Genomic DNA, 13174 nt, shown 5'->3' with positions numbered 1-13174 from the left:
GGCTGGCGGTGGCGACCGACGACGGTTGCTTGTCGGTGATCAGTGGCCAGTGGCTGGCGATCAGCGATCAGCGATCAGCCGTCAGCGGCCGATAGTCGGTAACAGTCGGCAGTAGATAGCCGATAGTCGCCAACCGCCCGCGGCAATCACGCATCCGGCCGCCGTCTACGCAGATGCCGATAAACGGTGTTGCGCGCGAGCCCGAGCTCTCGCGCGGCCGCCGACACGTTGCCGCGATGCCGGCCGAGCGCGCCGTCGATCAACGCGGCCTGATGGTCCTGCAGTGTCGCGGCGGCGGTGGGGACGGCCGCCGTCGTATCGGCCGCCGCCGCCGTCGCGGCCGTTGTCGCGCCAGCCGCGTCGGCGTCCGTGCGCGTTGCCGCCGCGTCCCGCGCGTGCGCCGGGCAATCGAGCCAGAAATCGTCAGGCAGATGCTCGACGTCGATCTGCGCTTCGCCTTCGGCGAGCATTCCCGCCGTGCGCAGCACGTTCGTCATTTGACGCAGATTGCCCGGCCACCGGCAGCGCGCGAACGCGGCGAGCACCGCCGCCGACACCGCGCCCGGCATCGGCTCGCCGCGCGCGAGCCGCGCGAGCACGCGGGCGACGAGCGTCTCGAGATCCGAGCGCTCGGCAAGCGGCGGCAGCGTGACCGCCAGGCCGTTGATCCGGTAGAACAGATCCTCGCGGAACGTGCCGGCCGCGATCATCGCGCGCAGATCGCGGTGCGTCGCGCAGACGATCCGCACGTCCACCGGCACCGCGCGCGCGCCGCCGAGCGGCATCACCGCACGCTCCTGCAGCACGCGCATCAGCCGGACCTGCTGCGCGAGCGGCATGTCGCCGATTTCGTCGAGAAACAGCGTGCCGCCATCCGCCTGCGCGATCTTGCCGGGGCTGCCGCGCTTGCGCGCGCCGGTGAACGCGCCGTCCTCGTAGCCGAACAGCTCCGCTTCGATCAGCGAATCGGGCAGCGCCGCGCAGTTGACCGCGACGAACGGGCCGTCGCGGCGCGGCGACGCGTGATGCAGCGCCCGCGCGAGCCACTCCTTGCCGGTGCCGGTCTCGCCGAGCACGAGCACCGGCAGGTCGCGGCCGCGCACCTTGCCGACGCGCTGCAATACGGCAGTCATCCGCGCGTCGCCCGTGTCGAGCGTCGCGAACGTGATCGCGTCGGGATTCTCGTCGCGCGCCGCTTCGGCGGTGCGCGGCAGCGCGGCGCGCGCCGTGACCGGCACGGCCGTGCGCTGCGCATCCGCGAATTCGCAGCGCGCCCGCACGCGCACGCCGGTGCCGAGCGTCAGCGTGAAGCACACGAGCGGCTCGCGCGCCGCATGCTGCGCGAGCTTCGCGAAAGACAGGCCGAACAGTTCGTCGCAACCGCGTTGTTGCAGTGCGTCGAGCGTCGCGCCGAGCTGGAATTGCGCGCTGCGGTTCGCCGCGATCAGCGCGCCGCTCGGGCTGAACGCGACAAGGCCCGCGAACAGCGAGTCGACGAATTCGTCGTGCGCGTGAAATCGCACGCGCAGCGTGTCCGCGCATTGGTTCGCGAACAGATGGTTTTCGATCAGTTGCGCGGACATCTTCACGAGCGCGAGCGTATGCGGGCTGAAGCCGCGCGGATCGCCGCTCACGTCGAGCGCGCCGAGGATGCGGCCGAACGGATCGACGATCGGCGCGCACGAGCAGGTGAGCACGTGGTTCGCGCGCAGGAAGTGCTCGGCGCCGTGCACGGCGAGCGCCTGGCCCGCGATCAGCGCGGTGCCGATCGCATTCGTGCCGCGCGCGTCCTCCGCCCACGACACGCCGGGGCAGAGCGCGACCCGGTTCGCCTTCTCGACGAAATCGGCGTCGCCGATGCTGTGCAGGACCACGCCGTCGCGATCGGTCAGCAGCACGAGGCTTTGCGTGTCGGCGATCTGCGTGTGCAGCGTGTCCATCACCGGACGCGCGTGCGTGTACAGCGATTGGCTGCCGTCGATCAGCTCGCGCAGCGCGATGCGCGACAGCGGCGAGAAATCGGGCAGCTCGGACGCGCGCAGGCCGACCGACAGCGAGCGGGCATGCGCTTGCGCGAGCAGATCGACGCGGCTCGCCGCGGCGGGCAGCACGGAAGATTGCGGCATGACTTGTCTCCAGGAGGCCCGCCGGCGGAGTGCGTTCTCCGCTCGACCGGCGCAGCGGTTGACGTGGCGGCGCGGGCACGTCCCATCATACAAGCGCCGCGCGCGATGCGCGACCGCCAATCGAATTTCCCTTGCTTTTGGGCGCCGGCCTGCAATGATGGAAACAAGGCGCGCACGCGCCGCGCCTCGCCGGGGACCGGTGCGGAAATCATCCACGGTCCCCGCAATTCAGCATGCGCCGCGACATGCATCCGTTCGGGGAGAAATCATGGTTCGGACGGAACTGAGAGTGGTGGTGGCCGCGATCGCGACGTTCGTCATGCTGGCCGGCATCGCCGTGGCGATCCACGGATTGTTGTTCGACCAGGATGCCGCGCTGCGGTATGGCGCGGCGGCAATCGCGCTCGGCGTGACGACCTGCGCGGTCGCGCTCAACGTCTGGCCGAAGGACGAAAAGAAGTGACGAAGTGACCGGCGCTCGGCCGCCGCCGTGTTCGCCGCATCGCGGGGTCTGATCGGGGCGCGCGCCCGGAGCGGAGCAGGCGCATCCGGACGCATGGGAGACACGTGTCGCAGACGCGGCGACGCGCGGGCCGCCTCCGGTCGAAGCGCGCGACGGAAAGCGCAGCGGGCCATCGCCCGCCGTGTTCGCAACTGCCCGAACGCGGCGCTTCGCCGTCGGGTCCGGCGTGCGATTCTCACGACGATTCGTCGTCCGATTTTCGGCGCAGAGTCAAGCCGATCTGTTGTCAATAGCCAGAAGAATGCGCCAGTGCATGCGCGCGCGCAGGGTTTTTTGACGAAATCTTGTGTCGTGCCGGAAAGCGACTAAAGTGAAGTCAACCGGAGCATCCGGCGGGCGCGAGGCGCCCGCCGCACGGCATCCTCTCCGGTCAGCCCGCACGTTTCCGGCCAGCGAACGCTTCCGGCGACGCGCGGTTTCCTGCATTCTCGAGCTACGGCAAAGGCGGTTCCGATGCAGATCCAGTTCACGAACGATGCGCCCGAATATTCGGGACGCGAATTGACGCTCGCGTTCATGGCGATGGTCGACGGCGAGCCGGTTCAATGCCATATCACCGCCGAGGCGCTCGAGGACCATTTCGGGGCCGCTTCGCCGCGCTTCGAGGACATGGTGGGCGCATTCGACACGCACCGGCTCCGCATCGAGGCCGCCGCGCGGCGCCTGCTGTCGGAGACTCGCGCGCAGTGCGTGGTGCTCAGAAGCGGGTACGTCAGGTTTTACGAGGCGAACGGGCGCTAGGGTCCATTTGATATGGAACGCGCCGACGCCGCGAACGAGCGCTGCCCGGGGGTAGCGCTCGTTTTTTTTGGGTTCATCGCAGAAAACCGTGGAGCCTTGTAGGGCGATTGCGTAACCTGACGCCTGACTTTATGGAGGTCAGGAGGAAGAATTGCTCGATCGCAAGGCACTTCAGGCACTGGGTTGCTGGACGGGCTATCGGCTGGAGCGGGTGGAGTGGCCGCAGGGCGATAGCCGCGCGCCGCGCCGCTTATTCCGCGCCGAGGTAGAAGTAGCGGAACAGGAAGATCGCCGCGATGATCCAGACGACGGGCTTCACCCGCTTCGCATGGCCCGTCAGCAGCTTGAGGCCGCCGTACGCGATGAAGCCGAACGCAACGCCGTTCGCGATCGAGTACGTGAACGGCATCAGCAGCGCGGTGAGCGCGGCGGGCACGGCCTCCGTCGCGTCGTCCCACGACACGTCGACCATGTCGCGCAGCATCAGGCATGACACATAGAGCAGCGCCGGCGCGGTTGCGTAGCCAGGCACGACGCCCGCGAGCGGTGCGATGAACAGGCACGCGATGAACAGCACGGCGACCGTGATCGCGGTCACGCCGGTGCGCCCGCCTGCCTGCACGCCGGATGCGCTCTCGATGTACGCGGTCGTCGACGACGTGCCGAGCAGCGAGCCTGCGACGATCGCGCTGCTGTCGGCGAGGAGCGCCTTGTTCAGCCGATGCATCTTGCCCTCGACGAGGAGCCCCGCGCGGTTCGCGACGCCCATCAGCGTGCCCGTCGCGTCGAACAGCTCGACGAGGAAGAACACGAGGATCACGTTGAGGATGCCTGTCGACAGCGCGGCGCCGATGTCGAGCTTGAACAGCGTCGCGTCGATCGACGGCGGCGCCGAGAAGATGCCGTGAAACTGATTGCCGCCGAAGAAGAACGACAGGATCGTCACGCCGATGATGCCGATCAGGATCGCGCCGCGCACGCGCAGGTAGTCGAGCGTGACGATCGCGAAGAAGCCGACGATCGCGAGGATCGTCGTCGGCTTGTGCAGGTCGCCGAGCGTGACGAGCGTCGCCGGGCTGCCGACGATCACGCCCGCCGTCTTCAGCGAGATGATCCCGAGAAAGAGGCCGATGCCCGCGGTGATCGCGATGCGCAGCGATTTGGGAATGCCGTTGACGATCACTTCGCGCACGCGCAACAGCGTGACGAGCAGGAACAGGCACCCGGAGATGAAGACGGCGCCGAGCGCCGCCTGCCACGTGAAGCCCATGCCCTTGACGACGGTGTATGCGAAGTACGCGTTCAGGCCCATGCCTGGCGCGCACGCGATCGGATAGTTTGCGTACAGGCCCATGATGAGCGAGGCGAGCGCGGCGACGAGGCAGGTCGCCACGAAGACGGATTCCTTCGGCATGCCCGCATCGCCGAGGATCGCCGGGTTGACGAAGATGATGTAGGCCATCGTCAGGAATGTGGTGACGCCCGCGAGTATTTCGGTGCGCAAGTCGGTTCCGGCTTCCGCGAAGCCGAAATACCGTTTGATCGATTCCATGTGGGCGATTCTCCGGTCGAGTAGTCGTGTTGCTGAATGCTTTGTGCGTTGTATTGCCGCGCGAGGCGGACGTACTGTAACCAGCCACTATTGGGCGGCTATCGGCGGATTGTAATAGCGGACATAGACTGGACGATATATTTGCGGCGAAACGCCGGCGACCCGGCTGCGTCGTCCGCGGGCTCCGTTTGGTCGGCGTCGGGCGCGCCACGCCGGCGCGCGTTTGCCCGAGGATCGTTAAAATGGACGCTTGCCGGCAGCGCCCGCGAACGGGCGTCGTCGATGCTCGCGCCGGCGTGTCGCCCTTCACGAACTGGGGAGTACAGCTTGACCTCGATCGCTCGAACGGATCAACGCGTCGTGCCGGCGCGCGGCGAACCGGAAGCCGGCGTCGGCCATCCCGCATGGATGCCCGTCGCGCTCGCCGAGCAGGGCGTGCGGCGCTTCGGTCGCGGCGAAAGCAATCCGCGCATCGTCGAGTACAACGGCTGCACGAATCTCGTCGGCTATGACGACAAGGTCTCGTGGTGCTCGTCGTTCATCAACTGGTGTTTCTCGCGCGTCGGGATACCGGGAACGGGCTCCGCGCTCGCGCGATCGTGGCTCGAATGGGGGCGCGCGCTGAGCGAGCCGGCGTACGGATGCGTCGTCGTGCTGATGCGCGATCGTCCGACGAGCTGGAAAGGGCACGTTGGTTTTTATCTGCGGCACGACGAAGCGCACGTGTATCTGTTCGGCGGCAATCAGCGCGGCGCGGTGCGCGAGCATGCGTATGCGCGTTCGCGGCTGCTCGCGTATCGTTGGCCGGACGAATGCGGGCCCGGCTGACTCGCTGAACGCGGTTCGCCGATGAACGATGCGCGCGACTCATGCGATGGCGCGCCGGCGACGCGCGCGGCTCGATCGCACAAACGCGCATCGCTGCGATCGTTCGGCGTGCGGAACGTAATCGCTTCGAAAGTAACGGCGTAATGTGCGTTCGCGCGCGTCGTGACGGTGCGACGCCCCATCGTCGTGCACGCAGCGGCGATTCCGAGCGCGAACGTAGCGTGCAGGTGAAACCTGCGGCCGCCTTGCCGGACGCGCGCGATTTCATGCGGATTGCACGGAAAGCAGGTTCGGCGGCTCGATGCCCGCATGATGTCGGCGCGGATCGCATGAAAAGAAAAAATGCATCGGCATAGGCGAAACGTTTTGCGGCCGCGCGCGCCGCCGCGCAGTCGCCATCCGGAAATTCCGTCAATTCCGCCGACATATGCGTTGATTTTAGAGATAGGCGTTCCTATTCATATAGGGAACAATATTTTTCTTTTTTATCAATGGGATATTGTTGTTTCGGGAAGTGTTGCAATAACGCCGGCAGTGTAAAAGAATGCAATTCGTCATCGCATTAACGCAATTTTCTCACTAGGATGGAGACAATGCTCGCGTCGGATGTCGTCAGGTGTCGTCGGGGATCAGGGAGCGTGCGCGAGCGTCGACGCATTTCGCAGTGGAAGCTGAAGGTGAGTGCTGGGGCAGGGCCTTGCAGGGTGTGGACGCCCCACGCGATTTCATCCGTCAATACGGAGGCAAGCATGTTGAACTGGATCAGCCGATGGGCGTTGCGTCACGCCCCCACTCCCGAGAAGAGCGCCGCGTCGATGCTCGTGACCGCGCGGATGGAATTGTTCACCGCCGAGCAGCGCGTGATCGACGCGAAATTGCAGGCCGACTACTGGCGCGCGCGCGTGTCGTTTCTCGAAGAGGTGCAGAAGCAGGGCATCGATCCGTGGGTGAGCGCGCAAACGCAAAAGACCGACGACGCGCCGGCGGCAGCCGTGCGCGGTGCGGCCGGTCCGCGTCTCGCGGCGAGCACGTAGCGCGTCGCACGGACAGCTCGCGGCGCGCGGCGGATGCCGCGCCGCCGCGATACTTGCCGCGCGCGCGTTGCCGCGCGCTTCCTCGTCATTCCGGCTGCGCCGTTCATCGTTCGGGCGCTGTCGCTCAATCCATGCGTTGCGTGCGCCGGTTCGTTCGGAGAATGCGCCGAACCGATGCGCGCGTTGCGCGCCTGCCTGATCCGATCTCCGCTTCTTTATGCCCATCACCACCTCCTATACGGAAGTGTTGCGACGATCGGTGGAATTCGCCGTGCATCGCCGCGCGCGAAAAAGCATGGCGACGGACACCCGACGATGCGCGTTGCCGATTGCCGCATCGAGCCGACGCGGCACGTGCGCATGCCCGCCCGCACCGCGCTTCATCGCGGACGCGGGCTCGTGAGATCCGCGGCGACGTCGAGCAGCCCGCTGACCATGCCGCCGATCCAGCCGCGCCGGCGCACGTACGCGGTCGTCAGCGAGACCTCGGCGGCGGACGGCCCGTCGGCGCTGAGCCAGATGCGTTCGCCGCGCGGCACGTGCAGCACGTCGCCCGGCTTCAGCCAGTAATCGTCGACGCTGAACGAGCGCGTGAGCCAGACGCGCGAACTCAGCACGCGGATTTCGGTGTGGCTGCGCGCAAGCCACGTCATCATCGCGCGCGGCTCGAGCGCGAAGTGCAGCGTCATGCGCGGCAACTGGATCGCGTCGTACCCATCGTGCCGCGTCGCATCGGGGCGAAACAACAACCGGCTTGCCTGGTCCATCGTCTTCTCCTGAATAGAGCCGGCGGAAGGAGCGCAGCGCAATGAAAAAGGCCCCAACCGTTACCGGCGGGGGCCTCTTCGACATCCGATGTTGCGGATAGCTAACGCGCGAGTGCCCCCGGTGATGCGCCACAACGGGCGTTCACTGGCGGGTGGGCAACTACTGCGGCGATGAGCATGCGCGTATCCATGCCGATGAGTTTCGTCATCCTTCGTTGGCTTGTCAACGAAAATCTTGTGACAAACGCGGCGCACGGCGGGGAGGGAGCGATACGGACGACGAAATACCTCGTCGGCAACAGGCGAGCGCGTGCGCGATGACGCGAATTCGACGGGCAGGCGGCGCGTCGAACGTCGCCGCATGTGGATCGATTGGCTGTGCGCGCGTCGACCCGGCGATTCAGCGTATCGCACCCCGCAGCAGCGTCGTGCCCGCCGACAACATCACGAGGTCGAGCATGAGGTGACGCAGCGGACAATCCGCGTCGTTCAGCCGGCTGCAGAACGATTTCAATAAGGAATCCGGAACGCAGACCGCGAGACCGACGCCGGCATCGGTCCGTATGCCGGTCAGATCTTCCGTGTTCATGGTCACGCGGTTCCGGGGATGAGCTTCAGGATCTCGTTGACTGGCAGGCAGCGCTCTTCGATCTCGAGCGTTCGGCCGTGCGCGAGGATGCCTTCGGCAACCGCTAGCATCGCCGGAGACGCGGCGCGCAGCAGGTGATTCGCGTAGATCACGACGCTGAAGTAGCGCGCGAGCTCGCTGAACGAAATCGCGTTGAAACTCGTCGGCACGCACGCGAGATACGCGTCGCTACGGCGCTCGCGAAACCGTTGCGCGAATTCGATGACTTCGTCCGCGTCCTTCTTGCGGCTATGGATCATCACGCCGTCGGCGCCGGCCTCGCAATACGCGGCCGCGCGCGAGCGCGGCCGGCATGCCCTTGTCGAGAATCAGGCTTTCGACGCGGGCGATGATCTGAAAATCGTCGATCGATTCCTGGTGCTGAATCACGTCGTTGCCGAGCAGCGAATTTTTCTTCAACCCCGTTTTGTCTTCGATAATCACCGCCGGGACGCCGGATCGCTCAAGCGACTGCACGTTCAGCAGCCTGCTCGCGATGTCCAGGATTTCGATGGCCGGCCGGCCGCGCAGCGTCGAGTCGGTCAATGAATTCGACCGGAAGCCGTCGAACCCGGATTGCAGCGCTCCGGGCGCAACATAAACTTTTTCGCTGATCATTGCGGAAATCGGGCTGTGGCTTTCGATGAAACGCAGCGCGCGCCCGCTTGTCAGCTTTTCCTTGAATGACCGACGTCTCTGTTCGTTGGTAATCGGCGCACTTATTAATTCTCTTATTGGCACGATTTACTCCTCTCGAATGAAGCAATTTAATAATTTAAGCTCGGGGTTTGTGGTTATGGTTTATGAAGATTGGATGACAATGTCAAACCGGCTTGCGTGAAATAAAGTCACGCGTGCGTGCAGCGCAGGTGCGGATCGACGGAAGCGACAACAAGCGCGGCGGGCATTCCGTTTTCGGGAACGGGCAGCGCGCGATGACGTCGGATCGGCTGGCGGCGAACCGGCGCGGCCGGACGAGCGAGCGGACAAACCCCAAAAAGAACGACGAAGCGGACGGCGCGCGCATGCGGCGCGGAGCCGTCCGCCGTCGCGTCAGGACGCGGCCTTCTCCGTGCCCCAGTTGCCGCCGTGCGCGGCCGCCTGCGCGGCCGGCGAGCGCGCGAGGTATTCGAGCGCGAGCTCGGTCGAGCCTTCGCCGTGCGGCGTGTAGCTCGGCCGGTAATAGCGCAGCGCCGCGCCGATCGTCTTCCAGAACGACGGCAGGTGATTGCGGCGCGAGCCGCGCCACCACGACAGCACGAAGCCCGGATAGCGGCCCGTGCCGGGGTCGCGCTCGTACATGTACTTCGCGCCCGACATGATGAAGTAGAGCAGGATCATGATCACGAACGTCATGTGGATCGAGCGCTCGACGTAGTTGCCGCCGAGATGCCGGTAGATGTCGAACGCGACGGCCCGGTGCTCGACTTCCTCCGCGCCGTGCCAGCGCAGCAGGTCGACGATCGTCGGATCGGCGCGGCCGTCGTCGAGCCCGCGCGCGTGCAGCACCCAGTTGCCGAGGTAGCCGAAGAAGTGCTCGAGCGACGCGATCACCGCGAGCTGCTGGCGCAGCCAGAAGCGCGTGTGGCCGATCTTCAGGCCGAGCGGCTTTTCGCCGAGCACCTTGGTGAAGAGCCAGTTGACCCGCTGCGTGAACGGCTTCGTGTCGATCCCGTGCCGCTCGTAGTAGTGCTTGAGCACGCCGCCGTGCGAGCGCGAATGCACGGCTTCCTGGCGCAGGAAGCCGTCGGCGTCTGCGCGCAGCGCCGGATCGGTGATGAGCGGTATCGCCTTGTTGTACACGCGGCAGAACCACAGTTCGCCTTCGGGGAACAGCAGGTTCAGCGTGTTGATGATGTGCGTGCTTTCGGGATCTCCTTCGATCCACTGGATCGGCGCTTTCGCGAAGTCGAACTTGACGTGGCGCGCCTTGATCAGATAGTGATTTTCCGGGGCATTCATCGATGTCTCCTCCAACGGTCGGGGGCGCTGTGCCGCTCAGTGCGATGCCATGCCGATGCGGGCGATCATCCGGCCGAGCCACGGCGTGAAGCGCCCGACGAAGCGCATCGCATGCGCTTCCGCGCCGATCGCGACGACCGGCTTGTTCTGCAGCACGCCGTCGACCATCGCCTTCGCGACGGTCTCCGGCTTCAGGCCGCGCATCTGATAGAGCTTCGTCGCGCGCTTGCGCAGCCGCGCTTCGTCCTGCGCGCTCTTCGCGCCCGCGTACTGGGTGGACGCCATGATGCCCGTCTCGGCGAAGCCGGGGCAGACGGCCGTCACGCCGATCCCGTGGTCGGCGAGCTCCGCACGCATGCATTCGGAGAGCATCAGCACCGCGGCTTTCGTCGTCGCGTACGCGGGCAGGTCGCGCGACGGGCCGAACGCGGCCGCCGACGCGGTGTTGACGATGTGGCCGCCCGCGCCGCGCGCGGCCATCTGCGTGGCGAACAGGCGCGAGCCGTGGATCACGCCCCACAGGTTCACGTGCAGGATGCGCTCCCAATGCGCGGCCGACGTGTCGAGGATGCCGCCCGCCATGCCGATGCCCGCGTTGTTGACGACGACGTCCGCGCCGCCCAGCTCTTCGCCCACCCAGTTCGCGAGCGCTTCCATGTCGTCGGCCGAGCCGACGTCGACGCGCCGCACGTCGGCCTGCGCGCCGAGCAGCCGCATGAGGAGCGCGGTGCGCTCGGCCGCCTGCCCGTCGATGTCGACGGCGACGATCGACGCGCCTCGCTTCGCGAATTCGACGGCCGCGCAGCGGCCGATCCCGCTGCCCGCGCCGGTGATCACGACGCGCTTGCCGACGAATGGGCCGGCGCCGCTCGTGCGGCGCGCATGCGCGAGCGCGGGCGGCTCCGTGCCCGTCTCGACCGCTTCGATCAGTTCCTGCGCGAGCGCGGCGAAGCGCGCCGGCTCCGACATCGGCAGCCAGTGCCGCTCGGCCACTTCGCGGCGGTAACAGGTCGGCACCCAGCGCGCGATGTCGGCCGACAGCGCGGGGCTCACGAACCTGTCGCGCAGCGGCACGACGACTTGCACGGGCGCGTGCGCATAGCGCTCGCGCGGCGCGAGCACGCGGCGGATGAAGTTCGCGCGATACAGGCGCACGCCGTGCACGCCGTCCTCGGTCTGCGTCGGGCGCGGGCCGACGTCGGTGCGCTCGAGCCGGTGCATCAGCGCGGGCCACGCACGGCCGAGCCACAGGCGCCAGTTGAGCTCGGGGATGAACGGCAGGTGGAACAGGTACACGTACCACGAGCGCACGAGCTGGCCGGCGAGGCGCTTGAGCGACGCGGGCGACGGCCGCGCGAGCTGCTGGCGCAGCCAGTAGCCGACGTGGTCGAGATTCGGTCCGGAGCACGACGTGTACGAGAGGATGCGCCCGGCGAGCCGCGGCTCGGTGACGAACTCCCAGCCCTGGATCGAGCCCCAGTCGTGGCCGATCACGTGCACCGCGCGGTTCGGCGCGAGCGCGTCGATCACCGCCGCGAAGTCGTCGACGAGCCGCTCGAGCCGATAGTCGGCCGTGCGCGCGGGCTTCGTCGACAGGCCCGCGCCGCGCACGTCGTAGGCGATCACGTAGTACGACTTCGCAAGCAGCGGCGCGACGCGGCGCCAGACTTCGCTGCTGTCCGGATAGCCGTGCACGAGCACGACGGCGGGGCGCGACGCGTCGCCCCAGGTCTTCGCGGCGAGCGTGACGTCGCCGGCCGCGACGGCGGTTTCGGTGTGAACCGATTCGAACAGCGCGAGCGGCGCTTCGTCGGAGAGGGGCTGCATCGTGATGTCTTCGTGTGGTGAGCGGAAAGGAACGGCGCGCGGCGGCTGCCGTCACGCCGCCTGTTCGTGCGCGAGCGGCTTGCGCGCCTCCTCGCGCGCGCGCCAGCGGCGCACGTGCGGCAGGTCGTCGTCGAGCCAGTACGCGTCGTCGTCGGTGATGACGAGCAGCTCCTCGAACTTCGCGCCGACGCCTGCGAAGCCGAGATGCGGCTCGACCGCCCAGAGGCCGGGCGTCGGCGCGTGATCGGAGCGCGCGTCGATCGACCACAGCGGCGACCAGCCCTGTTCCTTGCCCGCGCGCGCCTGCTCGAGCAGCAGGTTGCGCGTCGAATTGAGGCCAAAGCGCGCGACGAAGCGCGGCTTCGACAGCTTGCGCAGCTTCGCGACGCGATGCGCGAGCACCTTGAACGGATACGCCTTGTGGCGCGGCTCGACGCCCTGGCGGCGGCACAGCGCGTCCACTTCCTGCGCGACCTCGGCGAGCGTGCGGCGCTCCTTCACGAGCTTCACGATCATCTCGCGGTGCGCGATCAGGTCGTCCTGCAATTGCTCGAGGATCGGGTTGTGGCCGAGGCAGGTCGCATAGCCGACGTCGGCGATGACGCCGTCGACGACGGGCGCGACGTCGAGAATCACCGGCATGTCAGGCTCGAGCGTGCGATTGCTCGGAAAGAACGCGAGATTGAAGCCGCCCAGGTGCTTGAGGCCCGAGAAGCCTTCGAACGCGGTGCGCTCACCGAACCACGCGAACGGCTTGTGCAGCCAATCCTGCACGCCGTGGTCCTGCGCCCATTCGAGCATCAGCCGCGCGGCCTGCTTCTCGGTGATGCCCGGATACAGCATGTCGCCGACGGATTCGACGCAGCGGTATGCGAGCTGTTGGACGGAGCGGAACTGGTCCAGTTCGTCGATGTGCACTTCCGGCAGCGGATGCTCGGCCATGGCGTCGTCTCCCTTTCTTCGTCGTTCTGAGCGGCGGTGCCGGCCGCGGATGCGTCAGCCGCCATTGCACTGCGTCAGTAAATGTGACATTGATCAATGTAATTATCTTATATCAACGAATCGCGTCTGGGCGCGTGTTTATGATGAGTACTTTTCCTAATTCGTCGCGGGAAAGGCGGCAGGCCCCGCTCCGGGCTGCGTCGGGGGAAATGGGGAATGATCCGGCGGACTATCGGACTATCGG

The 13174-nt window shown here is 66.8% G+C and carries 11 protein-coding genes and 2 pseudogenes; 4 read left to right on the top strand and 9 right to left on the bottom strand.

The genetic code is table 11. The features are described from left to right. Positions 1-146: 146 nt before the first annotated feature. Positions 147-2126 (bottom strand): sigma-54-dependent Fis family transcriptional regulator, encoded by a 1980-nt coding sequence (locus AQ610_RS27750; protein ID WP_006027740.1) that lies wholly within the window; start codon positions 2124-2126, stop codon positions 147-149. Positions 2127-2394: 268 nt separating this feature from the next. Here AQ610_RS27750 and AQ610_RS27745 point away from each other — a divergent pair, with 268 nt between their 5' ends. Together AQ610_RS27745 and AQ610_RS27740 are read left to right on the top strand one after the other, a co-directional pair. After that, positions 2395-2589: a DUF2964 domain-containing protein gene (locus tag AQ610_RS27745; protein WP_015604119.1), complete on the top strand. Its 195-nt coding sequence runs from the start codon at positions 2395-2397 to the stop codon at positions 2587-2589. Positions 2590-3102: 513 nt separating this feature from the next. Continuing rightward, positions 3103-3390, top strand: coding sequence for a DUF1488 family protein (locus AQ610_RS27740; RefSeq protein WP_006027738.1), 288 nt, complete (start codon positions 3103-3105; stop codon positions 3388-3390). A gap of 250 nt (positions 3391-3640) precedes the next feature. Here the strand turns inward: AQ610_RS27740 and AQ610_RS27735 are convergent, their stop codons facing one another. Beyond that, the gene (locus AQ610_RS27735) at positions 3641-4942 is read right to left on the bottom strand and encodes an NCS2 family permease (protein ID WP_006027736.1); all 1302 of its coding nucleotides are present in this window, start codon (positions 4940-4942) and stop codon (positions 3641-3643) included. A 327-nt stretch (positions 4943-5269) separates the two neighbouring features. Between AQ610_RS27735 and AQ610_RS27730 the strand changes: the two genes are divergently transcribed. Beyond that, a complete protein-coding gene (locus AQ610_RS27730) occupies positions 5270-5770 on the top strand; it encodes an NlpC/P60 family protein (protein WP_009914527.1) in 501 nt (166 codons plus the stop codon). Positions 5771-6519: 749 nt separating this feature from the next. Next, positions 6520-6804, top strand: a complete 285-nt coding sequence (locus AQ610_RS27720; protein WP_006027734.1) for a hypothetical protein — start codon at positions 6520-6522, stop codon at positions 6802-6804. Between the two features lie 380 nt (positions 6805-7184). Here the strand turns inward: AQ610_RS27720 and AQ610_RS27715 are convergent, their stop codons facing one another. The 7 genes and pseudogenes from AQ610_RS27715 to AQ610_RS27690 all read right to left on the bottom strand — a co-directional run bounded on the left by AQ610_RS27715 (position 7185) and on the right by AQ610_RS27690 (position 12930). Beyond that, positions 7185-7571, bottom strand: coding sequence for a DUF2917 domain-containing protein (locus AQ610_RS27715; RefSeq protein ID WP_006027733.1), 387 nt, complete (start codon positions 7569-7571; stop codon positions 7185-7187). Between the two features lie 457 nt (positions 7572-8028). Beyond that, positions 8029-8160 (bottom strand): annotated as a pseudogene (locus AQ610_RS27710) (thiamine pyrophosphate-binding protein); the annotation flags it as partial. Between the two features lie 2 nt (positions 8161-8162). Beyond that, a pseudogene (locus tag AQ610_RS27705) lies at positions 8163-8940 on the bottom strand (isocitrate lyase/phosphoenolpyruvate mutase family protein). Positions 8941-9022: 82 nt separating this feature from the next. Further along, on the bottom strand, positions 9023-9226 hold the full coding sequence (locus AQ610_RS36545) for a hypothetical protein (protein WP_006027729.1): 204 nt from the start codon (positions 9224-9226) through the stop codon (positions 9023-9025). A gap of 26 nt (positions 9227-9252) precedes the next feature. Continuing rightward, positions 9253-10161 (bottom strand): metal-dependent hydrolase, encoded by a 909-nt coding sequence (locus tag AQ610_RS27700; protein ID WP_009914533.1) that lies wholly within the window; start codon positions 10159-10161, stop codon positions 9253-9255. Positions 10162-10197: 36 nt separating this feature from the next. After that, positions 10198-11988, bottom strand: coding sequence for an SDR family oxidoreductase (locus tag AQ610_RS27695; RefSeq protein WP_006027727.1), 1791 nt, complete (start codon positions 11986-11988; stop codon positions 10198-10200). Between the two features lie 51 nt (positions 11989-12039). Continuing rightward, entirely contained in the window at positions 12040-12930 is an 891-nt protein-coding gene (locus tag AQ610_RS27690) for a M24 family metallopeptidase (protein ID WP_006027726.1), read from the bottom strand. Positions 12931-13174 lie beyond the last annotated feature (244 nt).

This window comes from Burkholderia humptydooensis (assembly GCF_001513745.1).
Lineage (GTDB): Bacteria > Pseudomonadota > Gammaproteobacteria > Burkholderiales > Burkholderiaceae > Burkholderia > Burkholderia humptydooensis.
The sequence above is the reverse complement of the archived record's forward strand: the minus strand, read 5'-3'. Positions and strand labels throughout refer to the sequence as shown.

Coding starts and splice junctions, on each gene's coding strand:
- AQ610_RS27695 (WP_006027727.1), bottom strand. CDS start 11,988: ATGCAGCCCCTCTCCGACGAAGCGCCGCTCGCGCTGTTCGAATCGGTT.
- AQ610_RS36545 (WP_006027729.1), bottom strand. CDS start 9,226: ATGCGCGCGCCGTCCGCTTCGTCGTTCTTTTTGGGGTTTGTCCGCTCG.
- AQ610_RS27745 (WP_015604119.1), top strand. CDS start 2,395: ATGGTTCGGACGGAACTGAGAGTGGTGGTGGCCGCGATCGCGACGTTC.
- AQ610_RS27720 (WP_006027734.1), top strand. CDS start 6,520: ATGTTGAACTGGATCAGCCGATGGGCGTTGCGTCACGCCCCCACTCCC.
- AQ610_RS27735 (WP_006027736.1), bottom strand. CDS start 4,942: ATGGAATCGATCAAACGGTATTTCGGCTTCGCGGAAGCCGGAACCGAC.
- AQ610_RS27715 (WP_006027733.1), bottom strand. CDS start 7,571: ATGGACCAGGCAAGCCGGTTGTTGTTTCGCCCCGATGCGACGCGGCAC.
- AQ610_RS27700 (WP_009914533.1), bottom strand. CDS start 10,161: ATGAATGCCCCGGAAAATCACTATCTGATCAAGGCGCGCCACGTCAAG.
- AQ610_RS27740 (WP_006027738.1), top strand. CDS start 3,103: ATGCAGATCCAGTTCACGAACGATGCGCCCGAATATTCGGGACGCGAA.
- AQ610_RS27690 (WP_006027726.1), bottom strand. CDS start 12,930: ATGGCCGAGCATCCGCTGCCGGAAGTGCACATCGACGAACTGGACCAG.
- AQ610_RS27750 (WP_006027740.1), bottom strand. CDS start 2,126: ATGCCGCAATCTTCCGTGCTGCCCGCCGCGGCGAGCCGCGTCGATCTG.